Source organism: Candidatus Poriferisodalis sp., assembly GCF_965208555.1.
Taxonomy (GTDB): domain Bacteria; phylum Actinomycetota; class Acidimicrobiia; order Acidimicrobiales; family Poriferisodalaceae; genus Poriferisodalis.
The window spans coordinates 2,115,508-2,134,985 of the sequence record NZ_OZ242342.1 but is presented as its reverse complement, the minus strand read 5'-3'; the positions used below and the strand labels follow the sequence as shown (position 1 = coordinate 2,134,985).

18 protein-coding genes are annotated in these 19,478 nt (G+C 67.9%); 6 read left to right on the top strand and 12 right to left on the bottom strand.

Annotated features, from left to right (window positions below; translation table 11 throughout):
- Window positions 1-35 precede the first annotated feature (35 nt).
- From ACOGXE_RS09950 to ACOGXE_RS09940, 3 genes are all read right to left on the bottom strand, one after another.
- Window positions 36-380 carry a Rieske (2Fe-2S) protein gene (locus ACOGXE_RS09950; protein WP_419930757.1) on the bottom strand — a complete coding sequence of 115 codons (345 nt, stop codon included), beginning with the start codon at window positions 378-380 and terminating at the stop codon, window positions 36-38.
- A gap of 53 nt (window positions 381-433) precedes the next feature.
- Complete coding sequence (locus ACOGXE_RS09945; protein WP_419930756.1) at window positions 434-1,771, bottom strand: aromatic ring-hydroxylating oxygenase subunit alpha; 1,338 nt, start codon at window positions 1,769-1,771, stop codon at window positions 434-436.
- A gap of 108 nt (window positions 1,772-1,879) precedes the next feature.
- The gene (locus tag ACOGXE_RS09940) at window positions 1,880-3,460 is read right to left on the bottom strand and encodes an AMP-binding protein (RefSeq protein WP_419930755.1); all 1,581 of its coding nucleotides are present in this window, start codon (window positions 3,458-3,460) and stop codon (window positions 1,880-1,882) included.
- A gap of 102 nt (window positions 3,461-3,562) precedes the next feature.
- Here ACOGXE_RS09940 and ACOGXE_RS09935 point away from each other — a divergent pair, with 102 nt between their 5' ends.
- Genes ACOGXE_RS09935 through ACOGXE_RS09925 form a run of 3 tightly spaced genes read left to right on the top strand, consistent with a single transcriptional unit; the run spans window position 3,563 to window position 4,644 of the window.
- Window positions 3,563-3,748, top strand: coding sequence for a hypothetical protein (locus tag ACOGXE_RS09935; RefSeq protein ID WP_419930754.1), 186 nt, complete (start codon window positions 3,563-3,565; stop codon window positions 3,746-3,748).
- A gap of 36 nt (window positions 3,749-3,784) precedes the next feature.
- Window positions 3,785-4,066, top strand: a complete 282-nt coding sequence (locus tag ACOGXE_RS09930) for a carboxymuconolactone decarboxylase family protein (RefSeq protein ID WP_419930753.1) — start codon at window positions 3,785-3,787, stop codon at window positions 4,064-4,066.
- Window positions 4,066-4,644, top strand: coding sequence for a pyridoxamine 5'-phosphate oxidase family protein (locus ACOGXE_RS09925; protein ID WP_419930752.1), 579 nt, complete (start codon window positions 4,066-4,068; stop codon window positions 4,642-4,644). Before ACOGXE_RS09930 ends, ACOGXE_RS09925 begins: the two co-directional genes overlap by 1 nt.
- A gap of 4 nt (window positions 4,645-4,648) precedes the next feature.
- Here the strand turns inward: ACOGXE_RS09925 and ACOGXE_RS09920 are convergent, their stop codons facing one another.
- On the bottom strand, window positions 4,649-5,092 hold the full coding sequence (locus tag ACOGXE_RS09920) for a nuclear transport factor 2 family protein (RefSeq protein WP_419930751.1): 444 nt from the start codon (window positions 5,090-5,092) through the stop codon (window positions 4,649-4,651).
- Between the two features lie 61 nt (window positions 5,093-5,153).
- Between ACOGXE_RS09920 and ACOGXE_RS09915 the strand changes: the two genes are divergently transcribed.
- Both ACOGXE_RS09915 and ACOGXE_RS09910 read left to right on the top strand, forming a co-directional pair.
- Complete coding sequence (locus tag ACOGXE_RS09915; protein WP_419930750.1) at window positions 5,154-6,251, top strand: phosphotransferase; 1,098 nt, start codon at window positions 5,154-5,156, stop codon at window positions 6,249-6,251.
- Between the two features lie 21 nt (window positions 6,252-6,272).
- Window positions 6,273-7,580 carry a cytochrome P450 gene (locus ACOGXE_RS09910; protein WP_419930749.1) on the top strand — a complete coding sequence of 436 codons (1,308 nt, stop codon included), beginning with the start codon at window positions 6,273-6,275 and terminating at the stop codon, window positions 7,578-7,580.
- A 15-nt stretch (window positions 7,581-7,595) separates the two neighbouring features.
- Here the strand turns inward: ACOGXE_RS09910 and ACOGXE_RS09905 are convergent, their stop codons facing one another.
- Entirely contained in the window at window positions 7,596-8,564 is a 969-nt protein-coding gene (locus ACOGXE_RS09905; protein ID WP_419930748.1) for a lysylphosphatidylglycerol synthase transmembrane domain-containing protein, read from the bottom strand.
- 63 nt (window positions 8,565-8,627) lie between these two features.
- On the opposite strand from ACOGXE_RS09905, the gene ACOGXE_RS09900 reads away from it, so the two are divergent.
- Window positions 8,628-9,872, top strand: coding sequence for a glycosyltransferase family 4 protein (locus ACOGXE_RS09900; RefSeq protein ID WP_419930747.1), 1,245 nt, complete (start codon window positions 8,628-8,630; stop codon window positions 9,870-9,872).
- A gap of 26 nt (window positions 9,873-9,898) precedes the next feature.
- Here the strand turns inward: ACOGXE_RS09900 and sucD are convergent, their stop codons facing one another.
- From sucD to groES, 7 genes are all read right to left on the bottom strand, one after another.
- Complete coding sequence (gene sucD / locus ACOGXE_RS09895) at window positions 9,899-10,783, bottom strand: succinate--CoA ligase subunit alpha (RefSeq protein WP_419930746.1); 885 nt, start codon at window positions 10,781-10,783, stop codon at window positions 9,899-9,901.
- Between the two features lie 15 nt (window positions 10,784-10,798).
- Entirely contained in the window at window positions 10,799-11,941 is a 1,143-nt protein-coding gene (gene sucC, locus ACOGXE_RS09890; protein WP_419930745.1) for an ADP-forming succinate--CoA ligase subunit beta, read from the bottom strand.
- Window positions 11,942-12,005: 64 nt separating this feature from the next.
- Entirely contained in the window at window positions 12,006-14,354 is a 2,349-nt protein-coding gene (locus tag ACOGXE_RS09885) for an ATP-dependent helicase (protein ID WP_419930744.1), read from the bottom strand.
- Window positions 14,351-15,571 (bottom strand): bifunctional glutamate N-acetyltransferase/amino-acid acetyltransferase ArgJ, encoded by a 1,221-nt coding sequence (gene argJ / locus ACOGXE_RS09880; protein ID WP_419930743.1) that lies wholly within the window; start codon window positions 15,569-15,571, stop codon window positions 14,351-14,353. Before argJ ends, ACOGXE_RS09885 begins: the two co-directional genes overlap by 4 nt.
- Before the next feature lie 97 nt (window positions 15,572-15,668).
- Entirely contained in the window at window positions 15,669-17,246 is a 1,578-nt protein-coding gene (gene guaA / locus ACOGXE_RS09875; RefSeq protein ID WP_419930742.1) for a glutamine-hydrolyzing GMP synthase, read from the bottom strand.
- A 137-nt stretch (window positions 17,247-17,383) separates the two neighbouring features.
- Entirely contained in the window at window positions 17,384-19,033 is a 1,650-nt protein-coding gene (groL, locus tag ACOGXE_RS09870; RefSeq protein ID WP_419930741.1) for a chaperonin GroEL, read from the bottom strand.
- A 34-nt stretch (window positions 19,034-19,067) separates the two neighbouring features.
- Window positions 19,068-19,358: a co-chaperone GroES gene (gene groES, locus ACOGXE_RS09865; RefSeq protein ID WP_419854708.1), complete on the bottom strand. Its 291-nt coding sequence runs from the start codon at window positions 19,356-19,358 to the stop codon at window positions 19,068-19,070.
- Between the last annotated feature and the right edge of the window lie 120 nt (window positions 19,359-19,478).

Here is a 19,478-nt window from a genome sequence, read left to right as displayed (position 1 = left end):
AGCGGCGGCGTGACGGGAGTGGCGAAGCCGCCAGTTCAGCGAGTTTTGAGCCGAGCGCCGATGTCGACGCCGTCGTCGGCATCGACCATTCGGGGCGTCAAGTCCACGACAGCACCCTCGGCGGTCTCGGTGATCGCGTGGATCGCCACGTCCTCGAAGGCCGGCGGCCCCTGCACGCTGCCATCACGCACGTCGAAGCCCGAACCGTGCAGCGGGCAGACGAGCACGGGGCCCCGCAGCCGCCCACTGCTCAAGGGGGTGTCGGCGTGGCTGCAGTTGTCGACCAATGCGTGCAGCTGCCCGTCGACGCGGCACACGACGATGCCGTGAGCGCCGAGTTCGGCAAGCGACCTGAGCTGGCCGTCGCGAAGGTCGCTCACATCTCCGATGTTGACTGAGCTGACTGAGTCGGCCTCAGCCTGCGGAGCATCGCTCACAGCGGCCCCATGGCGAGGTAGCGGTCGATGTTGTCGTGGAAGAAGCGGATGCGGCGCTCCTGGGCGGGCATGTAGTCGCCGCGGTAGCCCCTCGACCGCAAGCCCTGCTGCTGGGTCGTCCAGATCGCGACGTCCTGATCGATGCCGGGCCCGCACGAGACCTCGCCGACGTTGCCGATCTGGTGCTCCACCTGGTGGTCGATGGACACCCAATCGCGCATGGAGTTCGAGAAGTACTCCTTGGCTCCTTCGGGGAAGAGGGTGAGGTACCACATGTCGAAGATGCACTTCTGCGGATCGGTGGGGTGAGGCGTGCCGCGCAGCCAGATGCACCCGTCGGGCTTCATGGAGAAGCTGACGTTGGGGAACACCGTGTAGTGGTAGTGATCGGTGAGCTGCTCGTCTGAGTACGACGAGAAGTCGTAGCCCTTGCTGGCGCCCAGCTCACGCTTGCGCTGCTGCAGCGCAGCCCGCAGACCGCTCACGTCGGCGGTGAACGGCTCGGCATCGAGTTCCCAGAACTCCATGTCGGCCTTGAGGCTCTGCAGCGTGCGGCTGGTCTTGCCGCGGAAGTGCGGCCCGGGTCCCCCGCCGGGCATCAGCATCCGGGCGTGGCCGCTGGGGTACATGTCGAATTGGCAGCCACTGTGGTGCTCATTCATGGAGTGCAGCGTCTGGGGGTGGACGAAGGGCAGGTGGTAGCTCTCGTTGAAATTGTCCTGCACGCACTTCCAGTTCCAGTCGCCGATGATGGTGACCCAGTGGGTGCGCTTCATGTCCTCCATGCGGTAGGCGTCGAGGTGGTCGGCAACCGGGCTCAGCCACGAGCGCAGGTCGTCGCACGCCGGGTCCATGTTGAACCAGATGAAGCCGCCCCAGGTGTCGCAGGGGATCTCGACCAGGTTCCGCTTGCCGCACGGGCTGCCCTGCGGGAAGTCGTCTTCATCGTGCACCCAACGCAGCACGCCTGCCGTGTCGAATCGCCAGCCGTGGTAGGCGCACTGGAACTCGCCGGTTGCCAGCGTGCCGACCTCGCTGCTGACCAGGCGATTGCCGCGGTGCTGGCACACGTTGAAGAAGGCGCGGATGCGGTCGTCATCGCCCCGCACGCACAGGATCGAGTCGCGGCCGATGTCGTAGGTGACGTAGTCGCCTGCGGCAGGCACCTGGTCGACGCGGCCGGCGATCTGCCAGACCCGGGGCCACAGGGCGTCCCATTCGGCTTGCGCGAACTCCGCGGAGAAATAGCGCTCGCCGGTGATCGGACGAGCGCTCAGCTCGGGCTCGGGCGCCTTGGCACGGCTGATGCCCCTGATTTCGACGACATCGCTCACGAGTGCTGCCCTCCCTCGGCCGGCTCAACTGGTGTTCTGCCAGCTCCGCGGTATTGACAGTAACGCGGCGACGTCGAGAATCGCCCCTGAACGCTCGACCTGCGGGCGTCAGGGGAACGGCAGCTCGCCTGCCAGATATGCCTCGCGCAGCCGTCGCTTGTTGATCTTGCCCATCGTGTTGCGCAGCAGATCGCCCACCAGCACATAGCTGCGGGGGCACTTCATCGGCGTCAAGCGCTCGCGCAGCCACCCGGCAAGCTCGCCTGCAAGTTCACCCGTATCAGAGTCGCTGCCGGAAGCATGCGTCGTCTGCTCCGGAACGATCAGTGCCCGAAGCTCCTCGCCCATCTCGGGATGAGGCACGCCGATGCACGCCACATCGGCGACCTTCGGGTGTTCCGCCAGCAGCTGCTCAGCCTCAGCGGGGTAGATGTTGGCTCCCCCGCTGACGACCATGTCGCTGAATCGGTCGGTGATGTAGACGTACCCGTCGTCGTCGATGCGCCCGATCTCGCCCAGCGTGAACAGACCGGGCTCGGGGTTGGACGCCGCGGTCTTTTCGGGATCGTTCGGGTAGATCATCCCGCGCCCGGTGGCGTCACGGAAGTACAGGCGGCCCTCGGTGCCGGCAGCCAGCTCGTTTCCTGCCTCGTCGAGCACCAGCGCGGAGAACGGCCCGATCGGCCGGCCCACCGATCCGGGATGCTCCAGCCACTCCTCGCTCGTGATCGAGCACACGGTGCCCACTTCGGTGGCGCCATAGGCCTCGGAGAACACCGGGCCCCACCAGGCGATCATCGCCCGCTTGACGTCGACCGGGCAGCTCGCCCCTGTATGGGCCACCGTCTGCATCGAGCTGACGTCGTACCGGTCTCTGACGTCGGGCGGCAGCGCCAGCAGCCGCACGAAGTGGGTGGGAACCATCACCGAGCTGCCCGTGCGGTAGCGGTCGATGGCCGCGAGCGTGGCCTCGGCGTCGAACCGTCCCAGGATCACCGACGGGGTGCCGGTGGCCAGCAGGCGCATCCCCGACAGCGGCCCCGTGTGGTACATCGGCCCCACCACCAGGTGCGTGCCCGAGCCCGCGAAGCGCCCGGTGGCCAGGGCCGCCAGGTGCTCGCTCATGTTGGTGCCGCCGGCGAACATGGTCGGCGGCAGCTCGGTGCCCTTGGGCCGGCCGGTGGTGCCGGAGGTGTAGAGCAGGTTCGGCAGCGGCGTGATCTCGTCGGGCGGGTCCGCATCGTCGGCGTCGGCGAGGAACTCCTCCCAGGGTGTGATGCTGCGCCGCAGCGCACCGTCCAGCCCGTCGCAGCCCCACCCGACGACGTGGCTGACCCCTGCCGTGCGGGCTGCGCTCAGCCCCCGTTCGGCAGTGGACGGGCCGACGAAGAGCACCTCGGTCTCAGAGTCGCTGAGGATGTAGGCAGCCTCGGCGGCGTTGAGATGGAAGTTCACCGGCACGGACGAGCAGCCGGCCAGCAGGCCGCCCAAGTGGGCCAGTGCCACCTCGGCCGCGTTTTCTGCGAACACGGCGATGCGCCGGCGCGGGCCGAGATCGGTTGCCAGCAGCGCCTGCGCGCAGCGATTCAACGCAAGGTCCACCTGCGTCCAGGTCATCACGCCGTTCGGGTCGACGAGAGCGAACCCGGTCGGATCCGTGGCGGCGGCTGCCTTGGCGAACGCAGGCATCAGGTGTTGCTCGCTGCGGCCGTCGGCCCCGCCTGCGGGAGACTCGTCACGGGGCGGAAAGCTAGTTTGAACAGGTCAGCAGACCACCGAGTCGGAGGAGCCATGGCGCGCATCGAAGTTCCTGATGGAAAGGGCAAGGAGGCATCGCGGCTGTGGAACGTGGCGCCGCACCTCGGCGAGGGACTGCACGCCATGAGCGCTGCGGTGTACGAGCAGTGCAGCCTGCCGATCCGCGAGCGCGAGGCGATGCGCATGAGGATCGCCCAGCTCAACCGGTGCCACGTCTGACTGAACACTCGGGCTGCATCGGCGATGCAGCAGGGCATGGACGACGACCTGTACAACTCCGTCGACCGCTACTACGAGGTCGACGAGTTTTCGGCACGGGAGAAGCTCGCTATCGAGTTCGGCGAGCGCTTCGCGATCGACCACACCACCATCGACGACGAGTTCTGGGCCCGAGCGAGCGAGCACTTCTCTGAGAAGGAACTGCTCGAGCTCACGGTGACCGCCGGCTTCTGCACCGGGATCGGCCGCGCGCTGCAAGTGCTGGATGTCGCCGTGGATTTCGACGTGCTGTGGAGCCGAGAGCCAGCGCAGCATTGATGAGCGCACCGGACGCTGCCGGTGGCCACGCTGCCGGCGAGGATGAGAACGGCGCTGACTACGTCGACAGCTACGAGGACGTGTCGATCTTCACGCTGTCCGAGAAACGCGAGCAGCGACTGCTCGACGCCCAGACGGAGTGCACGTTCATGTGGACGAATAGCGCCGGCGAGCCGGTCGGCGTGATCATGAACTTCGTGCTGCACGAGGGGCGTTTCTGGATCACCTGCACACGTCAGCGCAAACGGGTGCCCGCCGTGATCGCCCGACCGCGTGTGGCGCTGGCCATCACCAGCCGCGGCACCGACATCGGCATCAGCCAGACGGTCACCTACAAGGGCACCGCCACCGTGCGCGACGACGACACGACCAAGGCGTGGTTCTACCCCGCGCTGGCGGCGCGGGTGCGTCCCGGCGACGATGCAGCGCAGGCGGCGTTCTGTTCGCACCTCGACACCGACGGGCGGGTCATCATCGAGATCGAGCCCGACCTGCGCATCGGATTCGACTCAGAGCAGATGTTCAAGAACTCCCCCGCCGGGCGCACGACGTCTCAGGTGCGCACGCCGGACAGCTAGCGGATCACTCTGCCCAGGCGTTCAAGAACGGGGCGGAGAGATCCTGCGGTCCGCCGTAGTGAATGGTCAGCTCCCGGCTGGCGAACCTCCAGCCCTCATCGGTGAGGACATACGCGTCGTCGTAGTGAGCGAGGAGCTTGCCCTTCTCGCCGCCGGCACGCTGGAAGTGCTCGGCGATGTACCAGCGGCCGGTGCCGGTGCCCGCTTCGGCATCCAGCTCGTATGTGCCGTTCAGCACCATCTGCACCACCGCTGAGAAGCTGCTCATGGCGCCGTGCCAGAACTCCACGATGGCCTCGCGGCCGTCCAGCCGGCGGCCCTTTCCGAGGTCCCAGTGCGCGTCGGGTGCCCACGTCGAACCCCATTGATCGCCGTCGAAGTGCACCACCGCGTCGGCGTAGAGGTGGACCAACTCAGCGATGGGATCTCGGGTCGGTGCGTTCTTCATGTGGTTTCTCCCTGTGTAAGCATCATTGCCGCCTGGATTTCGGGCCGCCTAGATTCTGGCGATGCACAACGAGATTCCCGCCAGTACCTCCGACATCTCCGTCGACTGGCTGAACGAGCGGCTGGCCGACGACTCTGACGTCGGGACGATCGTGGGCATGGAACGAGAGCCGCTCGGGGTGGGCGTCGGGATCTTGGGCGAGCTGGCGCGACTGAAGCTGACCTACGCCTCGGGCCACAGCGGACCGGCCACGCTCATCGCCAAGTGCCAGTCGGCGTTTCCTGAGAACATCGCCCTGTCCCAGGCCATGGGCTTCTACGTGCGGGAGATCAACTTCTACAACCAGATCGCCTCGCAGGTCACCATGCGTGTGCCGCACTGCTACGCAGCCGACATGGCACCGGGGGGTGTCCCGTTCGTGCTGCTGCTCGAGGAGGTGACTGAGGCGCGGATGGTCGATCAGCTCGACGGGGCGAGCCGGGCCGACTGCGAGCGGGTGATCGAGTCGATGTCGACGCTGCACGCCCGCTTCTGGGAATCCGACGAGCTGTACGCGCTGGACTGGCTGCCGCCGATGAACAACGACCTGTACAAGGGCGCAGCCGCAATCCAGGCCGCTCTGTGGGACGGCTTCGTTGCGCGCTGGGACGGCAGGCTCCCGGGGCGAGTGCTGGAGTGCATGCCAGAGATCACCTCCCGCTACGGCCAGCTGCTCGATTGGTGGGCCGATCAGGGCAACGCCACGTTCACCCACACCGACTGCCGCGCTGACAACTACCTGTTCGGCGGTTCCGCCGGCGACGGTGTCACCACGGTGCTGGACTTCCAGCTCTGCACGCGCCACGTGGGTGTGTGGGACATCGCCAACTTCCTCGGCGCCTCGATCACCACGGAGAATCGCCGCGCGTGGGAGGACGACCTGGTGCGCGGGTACCACGCTCAGCTGCTGGCCAAGGGCGTCGGCGCCGACTACACGTTCGAGCGCTGCTGGCGCGACTACCGGTACTGCCTGTTGCAGCAGGCATGGGCACTCACCGTGATCGCGGACCTCGATCCCGGCAACGAGCGCGGGCGCGCGCTGCTCGATGCGATGACGATGCGCCCCTTCCAAGCTGTCGAGGACCTGCAGTCTTGGGAGAATCTCGACGAGCTGATCTAGCGTGCGGAACGGGGCTGGAACATGAACGACTCACCCGGACACGGGACCGCACGCGACACATCGGCGCCGATCGGCAGCTTCCTGGACCCGGCGGTCCAGGACGACCCGTTTGACACGTACGCCGCCATGCGGGAGCAGTGCCCCGTTCACCGCCTGCCCGAGAACGACCTGTACATGGTCACGCGCTTCGACGACGCGAAGTCGGTGCTGACCAACCCGGGCACGTTCTCCAATGATCCAACCGGCACCGCGCGCCGCGCCAGCGAGGCCAGCCGGGCGTCGGCTGCGGTGTTCGCCGAGCGCGGCTGGGTGCGGGCACAGACGCTGCAGCGAACCGATCCCCCGGTGCACACGCACTACCGCCGCCTGGTGAGCCGTGCCTTCACCGCAAAGCGGATGGAGTCGCTCGTGCCGCGCATCAACGAGCTGTGCCACGAGCTGATCGACGGCTTTATCGACGCCGGCGAGTGCGAGTTCGTGGCCGACTTCGCTCTGCCGCTGCCGGGAATCATCATCTGCGAGCAGCTCGGGCTGGATGCGTCGGAGTATCCGACGTTCAAGAGCTGGGCCGATGCGATGCTGGCAACCGCGCAGAAGGTGCTCACCCCGGAGGAGGCCGTCGCGTACGCCGAGGTCGAGCTCGAAGCGCAGCATCACCTAGCCCGGGAGTTCGCGGCGAGGCGCGCCGAGCCAGCCGACGACATCATCTCGTGGCTCGTCCATGCGCATCTCGACGACGATGCGTCCTCCATCAACTCGACTGCGATCGACGAGCCGCTCACCGACGAAGAACTGCAGGATCTCTTGCACCAGCTCGTCACCGGTGGCTTCGAGACCACCACGGCTGCGCTCGGCACGGGGCTGTGGCTGCTGCTTCGCTACCCAGACCAGATGGCCAAGCTGCGGGCCGACCGGTCACTGTTGAACAATTTCATCGACGAGAGTCTGCGTTTCGACAGCCCGGTCGCCGGACTGTGGCGCACCGCCACCGGTCCCGCCACTGTGGCCGGCACCGACATCCCGCAGGGTGCCAACGTGATGGTGCGGTACGCGGCCGCCAACCGCGACCCTGCCAAGTTCGACAACCCTGACACCTTCGACATCGAGCGCCCGGATGCCAAGGACCACCTTGCGTTCGGCTGGGGCAACCACTTCTGTGTCGGCGCATGGCTGGCGCGGGCCGAGCTTCGCTGCGCGTTCACCGCACTGCTGGACCGCTTGGAGGACATCGAACTCTCCCGCCCGCTCGACGAGCTGCCGCATGAGTTCAGCTTCATGCTGCGCCCCCTCAAGGAGCTGCCGATCCGGTTTGCTGCGGCAGGCCGCTGAGACCGGCCGGCTCGCTCAACCGGCGGTCTGTGCCGGCTTAGCTCGGCCGGCCGCCGCGGCGAGCGGCAGCAGCACCAGTTCGTGGGCGAATTCCAGCACGCGCACGGCAATGGCGAACGCGGCTGCGTCGCCGACTCCGAAGCGCTCGGACAGCAGGGCTGCGACCACGACCTCGCGCACGCCGAGCCCCGCCGGGGTGATCCCGACCATGCCCACGACGATGCCTGCGGCGGTGGCACCGGCAATCAACCAGATGTCATCGGCACCGGCGGCGAGCAGCGCGCCGGCAAGCAGCACTGCGGCCATGAGACGCTGCGCAACGGCCAGCCCGTAGACGAATGTCGCTCGCCATACGGTGGCGCGCTCGGCGCTGAGCGAGTCGGGGTGCATCCGCCCCGAGAGCCATCGCAGGACAACCGCCCGCCGCAACAGGCCGTCGATGCGGCGCCACCAGGTCCCGGCACCCGCCAGCGTCCACGGCAGCGTCACCAGACCGATCGCGGCACCAAGGCCGAGCACGATGCGGGCGAGCCAGCCACCCGCCGTACCCAGCCAGTCGGCCGGTGCCCACAGCGCCGCGAACACTGCCGACCATCCCACCAGCGTGGCGGTCTCGACTATCACCGAGGCCCCGGCGGCCGCCCGGTTCACACCCAGAGGAGCAGCCAGGCCGGCCCGGGCCGCGATCGGCACCAGCCCGGTCGGCAGGTAGCGCGTTGCCTGGGACAGCATCCAGACACGCAGCGCCGGGCGCGGCGCCAGCGGCGTGCCGTAACCGCCGATGAGCTCCCGCCAGCCGAGCGCCAAGCACCAGGTGGCAGTTATCGACACCCCGACGGCGCCCAGCAGCCCCACGGCGTCGACCTGGAGGTCGATAAGGCGCAGGTCGTCCCAGTAGCGAACCGCCAGCCAGACGATCATCGCTGCAGTCGCCAGCCCCAGCAGCCACCGCACCACGGCGCCGGATCGACGCTCCGCCAGCATCTCTCCGAGGGTACTGGCGGCCTTTCGGACGGTTCGAGAGCGGGCTGCTGCGAAACTGGGTGCGTGCGAGTCGTGCTGGTGGCCCCTGGGTTTCCGACCTCGCTCGACGATCACCACAAGCCGTTCCTGGCCGATCACGCACGGGCGCTGGCCGCAGCGGGCGCCCACGTGACGGTGGTGTGCCCTGCACATCCCGACGCGCCCCGCCGCCACGAGGTGGGCGGCATCGAGGTGCGCAGGGTGCGGTTCGCACCCGCCAGCGTGGAGGCACGGGTAGCGCTGGGCGAGAGCTACCGGGTGTTCTCCGGGCTGTCGGCACTGTGGGTAATCCCGATGATCGCCCGGCTCGTCTTCGCCGCCGCACGCCAAGCACGCCGGCGCGCAAACGGTGACACCGCAGTCATACACGGCCACTGGTGGTTCCCCTGCGGGCTAGTGGCCGTCGCTGCTGGCGCTGCGGCTGGACGCCGAGCTGGGAGCGTGGTGCACGTGCACGGTTCCGACGCCGCGGTCACCACCAACGCCGTGCACCGCTGGCTGGGCCGTCGAGTGCTGCGCCGGGCGGGCGCCGTGGTCACCGTGTCGGAGAATTTGCGCGACTGGGCGGCATCCCTCTTGCCCCGGCCAGCCGGTCTGCACCCACCGCGGAGCGCGGAGGCGGCTGGACGCAGAAGCGGGCCCCTGCTGGAGGTCGTGTCGATGCCGGTGTGCAGCGATCGGCTAGGAGCGCCCACGTCGGCACCTGCGGACGGCCCCGTGCTCGCGGTCGGCCGACTCATGGCCGAAAAGGGCTTCGATATGCTGACCGAGGCGGTGGCGCTCATGCCCGCAGCGGAGCGACCTGAACTGGTCATCGTCGGCGACGGGCCCGATCGTGCCCTGCTCGAAGCACTGGCACTGCGGCGAGGTGTGAGCGCAAGGTTCACCGGGGCCGTGGCGCCGTCGGAGATTGGCGACTGGTACCGCCGCGCGCGTCTCGTGTGCGTGCCCAGCCGCCGCGAAGGGTTCGGCATGGTCGTTGCCGAGGCCGTCGCCGCGGGTCGCCCCGTCGTCGCGACCGCAGTCGGCGCCGCACCCCGGTTCATCACCGACGGCACCAACGGACGCCTCGTCCCGCCCGACGACATCGAAGCGTTGTCGACAGCACTCACCGCCGCCCTGCAATCAGACCCAGACATACCGGACCAGCACACAGACCCGCTGGCGGCATTCAGCCCACAAGCCCACGCCACGGCCCTGCTTGAGATCTACGCCAGCCTGACTGCGCCGGTCAGCAGCGACTCAGCCGGGCACGAGCAGAAGCCATAGCTGCGGAGGCGCACCTCTTCGCGTAGCTACAGCTCGGCGACGATCTCCGCCATCAGCTCGCCGGCCTCGGTGGGGTTCAGTCCCACCCGCACTCCGGCGTCGCGCAGCGCATCCATCTTGGCCGCAGCCGTTCCCTTGCCGCCCGAGACGATGGCGCCGGCGTGGCCCATCTTCTTGCCCGGCGGCGCGGTCACCCCCGCGATGTAGCTCGACACCGGCTTGGACATGTGACGCTTGATGAACTCGGCGGCCTCTTCCTCGGCTGAGCCGCCGATCTCGCCGATCATCATCACTGCCTTGGTGTCAGGATCGGCCTCGAAGGCCTCGAGGCAGTCGATGAACGACGTACCCGGCACCGGATCGCCGCCGATGCCCACGCAGGTGGTCACCCCGATGTCCTTCTGCTGCAGCTCGTACAGCGCCTGGTAGGTCAGCGTGCCCGACCGGCTGACGATGCCCACCGGGCCGCCCGGCTTGGCGATGTGCCCTGCGGTGATGCCGATGTTGCACTCCCCCGGCGTGATGATGCCCGGGCAGTTCGGCCCCAGCAGCCGGACATGCGGGTAGTCGCGTTTGAGCATGTTGAAGAATCGGGCCTCGTCGTGTGCCGGCACGCCCTCGGTGATGCAGGCCACAAATTCGATGCCCGCCTCGGCGGCGTCCATCACGGCGGAGAACACACCCGGCGCGGGGATGAAGATGCACGAGGCATTGGCGCCGGTCGCCGCGACCGCCTCGGTGCAGTTGGCGAACACCGGCACGCCCTCGACGTCGGTGCCAGCCTTGCGGGGGTTGGTGCCCGCCACCACGTTGGTGCCGTAGTCGCGGTTCAGCATGCCGTAGTAGCGGCCCTGCGAGCCGGTGAGGCCCTGGTAGACGACCTTGGTGTCTTTGTTGACAAAGATGCTCATCTCAAGCTCCCGTGATCAGGCCGCGGCCATCGCGACGGCTCGACGGGCGGCGTCGAGCATGGTCGGTTCCATCACCAGCTTCTCGTTGAGGTGAGGGGCGAGGATCTCCCGCCCTTCCGCGGCGTTGGTGCCGTCGAGGCGCAGCACGATCGGCGCCTCGATGTCGACGGCGTCGAGCGCCCCGATGATGCCGTTGGCCACCTCCTCACCGCGGGTGATGCCGCCGAAGATGTTGATGAAGATGGCCCGCACGTCAGGGTCGTTGTTGATGACCTCCAGCGCATTGGCCATCACCTGAGCATTGGCCCCGCCACCGATGTCCAGGAAGTTGGCCGGCTTGCCGCCCACCTGGTTCACCACGTCCACGGTGCTCATGGCCAGCCCGGCACCGTTGGCGATGACGCCGACGCTGCCCGCCAGGCCCACGTACTGCAGGCCCTTGGCGTGGGCGGCCTCTTCGCGCTCGTCACGCGGCTGGGTCTCGTCATACTGCGCGTAGTCCTCGTGGCGGAACACGGCGTTGGCGTCGAGGGTGACCTTGGCGTCGAGGACATGCACCCGGCCCTCGGGCGTCAGGATCAGCGGGTTGATCTCGACGAGGTCGGCGTCGCCCTCGGTGTAGGCCGTGTACAGCTTGCGCAGGATCTCGACGGCCTGATCGGTGGCGGCCGGGTTGAGGTTGGCGCCCTCCACCCAGGCCTGGGCGGCTTCTTCGGTGAGCCCCTCGGCAGGGTCCACCAGCACCCTGCTGATGGCGTCGGGATTCTCGGCCGCAACCGTCTCGATCTCGACGCCGCCCTCGGCCGACAGCATCCCGAGATGCTTCTTGGCCGAGCGGTCCAGCGTGAAGCTGGCGTAGTACTCCTCGGAGATGTCGGAGGCCTTCTCGATCCAGAGCCGGCGCACGATGTGGCCGTTGATGTCGAGCCCCAGGATGTTGCCGGCGTGGGTGCGCACGTCGTCGACGGTGGCGGCGAACTTGACGCCGCCGGCCTTGCCGCGCCCGCCGGTGTGCACCTGTGCTTTTACCATCACCGGTGTGCCCAAGCGCTGTGCGGCGGCCACTGCTTCGTCGACGCTTAAGGCGACTTCGCCGTCGGATACCGGCATGCCGTAGCTCTTGAAGAACTGCTTGCCCTGATACTCGAAGAGATCCACGGCGGGGAGCATAGGAGGGGCGCGCTACCGCCCGCTGCGGAGGCAGCGGCAGGGTTCTGGCGCTCTATGAGCGGAGGCGGCGGAGGTCGGCGAAGCTGGCTACGAGGGTCTTGGTGCCGACGTCGGCGAAGTGGACGGTGACCTCCCAGTCGTCGCCGTCGGGCCGCACTTCCTGGACGACGCCCGGGCCGAAACGGGCGTGCAGCACGTCGTCGCCCACGCCGTAGCCGAGGTCAGCCTTGGGGGCCGGCTCCGGCTCGCCCATCCGGGCGGCCACCCGGCGGCGGGCCTCCTCGCGGCGAGATTCGCGGCCCTTGGCTGCGCCGTCGTCGTGGCGTGCAGGATCGCTGCGCGGCTGGCTCCGGACGGCCAGCTCCGACTCGTCGAGCTGGCTGTATTCGCTGGGCTCGCTGGCGCTCCGGTTGGCGCCCCAGTCGCTCGTCGCCGGCCGCCACGACGAGCCGTAGCGGCCGGTGTCCGGCGAGCGGTCGTCGATCAAATCGGCAGGAATCTCCTCGACGAACCGGCTGAGCGGGTTGTAGCTGGTCTGGCCGTGCAGCATCCGGCTCCACGCGTGGGTGAGGTACAGCCGCTGACGCGCCCGGGTGATGCCGACGTAGGCCAGCCGGCGTTCTTCCTCCAGCTCCAGCGGGTCGGTGAAGGTGCGGTAGTGCGGGAACACGCCCTCCTCGAGACCGGTCACGAACACCACGTCGAACTCCAGCCCCTTCGCGGCATGCAGCGTCATCAGCGACACTTGGGAACTGTCGCTCATCTCGTCGACATCGCTCACGAGCGACACCTGTTCGAGAAACTCATCGCATGACTCGAACTGCTCGGCGCGGCCGATCAGGTCCTTCAGATTCTCCAGCCGTCCTTCGTCTTCGATGCTGTTCCTCTCACGCAAGTCACCCATGTAGCCGGACTCCTCCAGCGCGGTCTCGAGCACTGCGGCCGGTCCGTCGGCGATCCGGGCCGCACAGCCTGCAAGCAGGTCGCGGAACTGCATGAGACCGGCGCGGGCCTTCCCCCGTATGTCCGTCGTTTCGAGCCGCCCGATGACATCGGTGAGTGACACGCCATCGCGGGCTGCCGTGGAGTCCAGTTTGGCGATGGAACGATCGCCGACACCGCGGGCGGGCTCATTCACGATGCGCTTCAGCGACACCTCATCTGCAGGATTCACGACGGCTCGCAGGAACGCCAGCGCGTCCTTGATCTCCTTGCGGTCGTAGAACCGGGTCCCGCCGATGACCTGGTAGGGGACATCGTTGGCGACCAGCTCTTCCTCGATCACCCGCGACTGCGCGTTCGACCGGTAGAAGACCGCTGCGTCGGCCCAGTCGATCTGGCCGTCGCCGTGGAGGCGACGGAGCTCCGAGCAGACGTAGCCGGCCTCGTCGTCCGCATCGGTGCCGCGATAGCGAATCGGTTTCGCTCCGCCGGAGCGGTCGGTCCAGAGATTCTTCGGCGGCCGCCCGAGGTTGTTGCGGATCACCGAATTGGCAGCGTCGAGGATCGCCTGGCTGGAGCGGTAGTTCTGATCCAGCACGTACGTGGAGCTGTCGTTGAAGGTGGCCCCGAACTCCAAGATGTTGGTGATGTCGGCGCCGCGGAAGGCATAGATCGACTGGTCGGAATCGCCGACGACGAACACGTTGCGGGCCGGGCCTGCGAGCAGACCGATCAGGCGCACCTGCGCCAGGTTCGTGTCCTGGTACTCGTCGACGAGGATGTGCGCGAAGCGCTGCCGGTAGTGCTCGGCCACATCGTCATGGGCGGTGAGCAGTTCGACGCCCAGCATGAGCAGATCGTCGAAGTCCATGGCACCCGCCCGCTGCAGCCGTTTCTGATACTCCGAGTAGACGCGGGCGACATCACGGGCGAACGGTCCCCCGCCGTCGGGGGCGAGCGCCAGGTCGGCGGCTTGCGGCGCCGCGACGAGGCTGTTCTTCAGCGTCGAGATAGCTGCGTGCACCGTCCGGTCAGGGAACTTCTTGGGGTCGAGATCGAGGTCGCGCACCACATAGCGGGTGAGCCGGCGCGCATCGGCCTGGTCGTAGATGCTGAACGCCGACGGGTAGCCGAGGACGTCGGCGTGACTGCGCAGGATGCGGGCACATGCGCTGTGGAAGGTGGAGATCCACATCCGGTGCGCCACCGAGCCGACCAGGCTGCCGATGCGCTCGCGCATCTCGCCCGCCGCCTTGTTGGTGAAGGTGATCGCCAACAGGTCGAAGGGCCTCACCTGACGCCGCGCCAGCAGGTACGCGATGCGGTGGCTGAGCACCCGGGTCTTGCCCGATCCGGCACCCGCCACCACCAGCGCGGGACCGTCGCCGTGGGTGACCGCTGCCCGCTGGCCCGCATTCAGCGGTGCGAGGATCGGATCGTCGTTCAGAACGTCATTCACGTCGTGTAGTCGGCATTGATGCGGACGTACTGATCGGTGAGGTCGCAGCCGTACACCGTGAACGAGCCGCTCGCGCCGTCGGTGCGAACGCCCAGATCCGCCGAGATCAGCACCTCGTCGGATGCCAGGTAGGCCTCGAGCTCTGCAAGGGCCGCGGGGGTAGCGGGCGTCGGATACACCTCTTGGTCGCCGAAGCGGATCCTGACGCGATCGGGATCGATGTCGGTCTCGTCGCTGCACTTGCCGATCGCCATCGCGACCCGGCCCCAGTTGGGGTCGCGCCCGTGCACCGCCGTCTTGACGAGCGGCGAGTTCACGATGGCCTTGGCCACCCGCTTGGCCTGTGCGTCGTCGCGGGCCTCGCTCACGGTCACCACGATGAGGGTCTCGGCGCCCTCCCCGTCGAAGGCCAGCTGGCGTGTCAGGTCCAAGCTCACCGCAGAGAGCGCCGCCTCCAGCTCGGTTTCATCGACCGGCCCGGCTGCACCATTCGCCAGCATCACCACCATGTCGCTGGTGGACGTGTCGGTGTCCACGCTGAGGGCGTTGAACGTCACGTCGCACACCCGGCGCAGCATCGCGTCGAGCCGGTCGGGAGCGATCTCGGCGTCGGTGGTGATGACCGAGATCATCGTGGCCATGTCCGGCTCGATCATTCCCGAGCCCTTGGCGATGCCCACCACGGCCGCTGTTCCATCGCCGGCGGGGATCGTCGCACGGGCGGTCTTGGGATGCGTGTCGGTGGTCATAATCGCGGTCGCCGCGGCCACTGCATCGCGCGAAGTCAGTTGCTGGGACGGCGCTGCCACCAGGCGGTCGAAATACCTGTCGATCACGCCCTCGGGGTACGGCACGCCGATCAGGCCGGTAGAGCCCACCAAGACGTGATCGGGCTCGCAGACCAGCAGTTCCGCGACACGCCGTGCCAGGTTCGCGGCGTCTCGCTCGCCCTGATCCCCAGTGGCCACATTGGAGTTTTTTGACACGACCACCACGGCTCGCGCCCGTCCGTCGGCCACGTTGGCTTGACTCAGACGCACACTCGCGCCGGTGAACAGGCTCTTGGTGAACACTCCCGCCGCTGCGGCCGTGTGGTCGGCCGCGAGCACCATCACATCGTCGGTGTCGTCCTTGATGCCGATGTTGCCGACATGGCAGCCGAAGCCCGCCGGCAGTTCCACCGATGCAGCCGCATTCTCGGCCCCTGCTGAGGTCATGATCCGCCCTTGTCGAACGCTTCCCGCGGCATGACCGCGGCTGTGGGGCCAAGGTAGTTGCGGTTGCGCCAGGAGCCTCCGGCTATTTCCAACCGGGCTATTCCCATTCGATGGTGCCGGGCGGCTTGGAGGTGATGTCGTAGACGACCCTGTTCACGCCGGGCACCTCGTTGACGATGCGTGACGAGATCTGTTCGAGCAGTTCGTGGGGCAGGCGGGCCCAGTCGGCCGTCATGGCGTCCTCGCTGGTGACGGCACGCACGATGATCGGGCGGGCGTAGGTGCGCTCGTCGCCCATCACGCCGACGCTGCGGATGTCGGCCAGCACGGCGAACCCCTGCCAGACCTCGTTGTCGAGGCCGGCCCTCGCGATCTCGTCGCGCACGATGACATCGGCGGCCCGCACTGTCTCGACTGCCTCAGGGGTGACCTCGCCCACGATCCGGACGCCCAGGCCGGGCCCGGGAAACGGCTGGCGCTGCACGATCTCAGGCGGCAGGCCCAGCTCGGAGCCGACGGCCCGCACCTCGTCCTTGAACAGGTTCCGCAGCGGCTCCACCAGCTCGAAGGTCATGTCGGGGGGCAGCCCGCCCACGTTGTGGTGGCTCTTGATCTTCGCCGCGGTCGGCGAGCCCGATTCGATCACATCGGGATACAGCGTTCCCTGCACCAGGAACCGGGCGTCGGTGATGCCGCCGGCGGCACGCTCGAAGATGCGCACAAATTTCTCGCCGATGATCTTGCGCTTGTCCTCGGGATCGGTCACACCGGCCAGCGCCTCGAAGAACTCGTCGGCAGCCCGCTCATGGATCAGCTCGATGCCCTGCGTGCGCCGGAATGTGTCGGTGACCTGGTCGCCCTCGCCAGCACGCATGAGCCCGGTGTCGACGAACACGCAGGTGAGCTGGCTGCCGATGGCCTGCTGGGTGAGCGCGGCGGCCACGGCGCTGTCCACCCCGCCGGACAGCCCGCAGATGGCCCTCGCCGAGCCGACCTGGGCACGGATGGCCTCGATGCTCTCGGTGATGACGTTGGTCATCGTCCACTCAGAGCTGATGCCGCAGATGCCGTGGAGAAACCGCTCAAGCTGGGCTTGGCCGCCTGGGGTGTGCACGACTTCGGGGTGGTACTGCACCCCGTAGAAGCGCCGCTGCGGGTCTTCGATGACTGCGGCTGGGCTGTCCGCGGTGGCTGCGGTGACCGTGAAGCCGTCGGGCGGCTCGATGACGGCATCGAAGTGCGACATCCACACCGGTTCGGGTGACGAGGCTTTGCCCGGGGCGCCGTCCAGCAGTTCCGATTCGGTGCCGGTCCGGTCGAGCATGGTGCGCCCGTACTCGCCCCGACCGCTGCGATCCACCTGCCCGCCCAGGTCACGCGCCAGCAGCTGCGAGCCGTAGCAGATGCCCAAAATCGGCACGCCCAGCTCGTACACGCTGGGGTCGATGCCCGGAGCGCCGTCCACATGCACTGACGCCGGACCGCCGCTGAAGATGATTGCTGCGGGCGAGCGCTGCGCCAGCTCGGCGGCGGTTGCCGTGTGGGGAACGATCTCGGAATAGACCTGCGCCTCGCGCACCCGCCGGGCGATCAGCTGCGCATACTGCGCGCCGAAGTCCACCACGAGGACTGTCGGGTGGGCGACCGGGCCGGCCGCCGGGGAGTGTGGGGACATAGGCCGCAGCCGCGCCGAGTTGGGGAAAACAACGAGGGTACCGCTGGGCCCTGGGGGCTTTGCGGGATTTGGGACCCAACGACGCAGGGCCGGCGCGAACGCCGGCCCTGTGCCTGTTATCGGGGGGTGAAGGGGAGCTACATCATCCCCGGCATGCCGCCCATGCCGCCGCCCATGGCAGCAGCAGCCGCGGCAGCAGCGGCGGGGTCAGCCTCCTCGGGCTTGTCGGTCACCAGCGTCTCAGTGGTGAGCAGCAACGCTGCGATCGACGCCGCGTTCTGCAGTGCCGCCCGCGTCACCTTCGCCGGGTCGATGACGCCGGCCGAGACCAGGTCTTCGAACTTGCCGGTGTCGGCATTGAAGCCCGTGTGGCCGTCAGCCTCCTCGATCTGCTGGACGATGACAGCACCCTCATAACCGGCGTTCTGCGCGATCTGGCGGCTGGGGCCCTCCAGCGCACGGTGCACCATGCGAGCCCCGGTGGCCTCGTCGCCGTCGAGGTCCAGCGCTGCCACTGCAGCACGAGCCCGCAGCAGCGCAGTGCCGCCACCGGGCACGATGCCCTCTTCGATCGCGGCTCGGGTCGCCGACACGGCGTCCTCGATGCGGTGCTTCTTTTCCTTCAGCTCGACCTCGGTGGCCGCGCCGACCTGGATCACCGCCACGCCGCCGGCCAGCTTCGCAAGCCGCTCCTGCAGCTTCTCGCGGTCCCAGTCGGAGTCGGTCTCGTCGATCTCGCGCTTGATCTGCACGACACGTCCCTCGACGTCGCCGGAATCGCCGCCGCCTTCCACGATGGTGGTCTCGTCCTTGGTGATGATCACCTTGCGGGCAGTGCCCAGCAGGTCGACCGTGGTGTTCTCCAGCTTCAGGCCGACCTCCTCGGAGATGACCTGGCCGCCGGTGAGGATGGCCATGTCGGCCAGCATCGCCTTGCGGCGCTCGCCGAACCCGGGGGCCTTCACCGCAGCAGATGAGAACGTGCCGCGGATCTTGTTGACCACCAGCGTGGCCAGCGCCTCGCCCTCGACGTCCTCGGCGATGATCACGAGGCCCTTGCCGCCCTGCATGACCTTCTCGAGCACCGGCACCAGCTCGGTCACTGAGCCGATCTTGCCGTTCACGAACAGCAGGTACGGGTCGTCGAAGACGGCTTCCTGACGGTCGGGGTCGGTGACGAAGTACGGCGACAGGAAGCCCTTGTCGAACTGCATGCCCTCGGTGAACTCCAGGTCGACGCCGAACGTGTTCGACTCCTCAACCGAGATGACGCCGTCCTTGCCGACCTTGTCGAACGCCTCGGCAAGCGTCTCGCCGATCGTGGTGTCGGCCGACGAGATACCAGCGACGCTGGCGATCTTGTCCTTGTCGTCGGAGACGTCGGTGGACATGTCGCCCATCGAGTCCACGGCGGCCGCCACGGCGGCTTCGATGCCCCGCTTGAGCTCCATCGGGTTGGCGCCGGCCGCCACGTTGCGCAGGCCCTCGCGCACCATGGCCTGGGCCAGCACGGTCGCCGTCGTGGTGCCGTCACCGGCGACGTCATTGGTCTTGGTGGCGACTTCCTTGACGAGCTGAGCGCCCATGTTCTCGAACGGGTCGTCCAGTTCGATCTCGCGGGCAATGCTCACACCGTCGTTGGTGATGGTCGGTGCCCCGAATGACTTCTCGAGCACGACGTTGCGGCCCTTGGGCCCCAAGGTCACCTTGACCGCATCGGCCAGCTTGTTGACGCCAGCCTCGAGGCCGCGCCGGGCCTCTTCGCTGAACTTCAGGATCTTCGGCATGTGTTGGTTCCTCTTCTTGTCGTCGCAGCCAGCGTCAGGCGACGATGGCCAGGACGTCGCGGGCGCTCAGGATGAGCAGGTCCTCACCGGCCACGGTGATCTCGGTGCCGCCGTACTTGCTGTAGACGACGGTGTCGCCGACGCCGACGTCCATCTGGATGATGTCGCCGGACTGGTCGGAGCGCTTGCCGGGGCCTACCGCGAGCACCTCGCCCTGCTGGGGCTTTTCCTTGGCGGTGTCGGGGATGACCAGGCCGCTGGCGGTGGTCTCCTCCGCGTCGCTCGGACGCACGACGATGCGGTCCTCAAGTGGCTTCAGGTTCATGGTCGGGTGTGCCTCCTGTGGCGCTGTGCCCTGTCTGGGGGCGTGTCATGGAACTGCCCGGCGGCACTTAGCACTCTCACCGGGCGAGTGCTAACGATACGAGCCTCGTTGGGCGGCCAC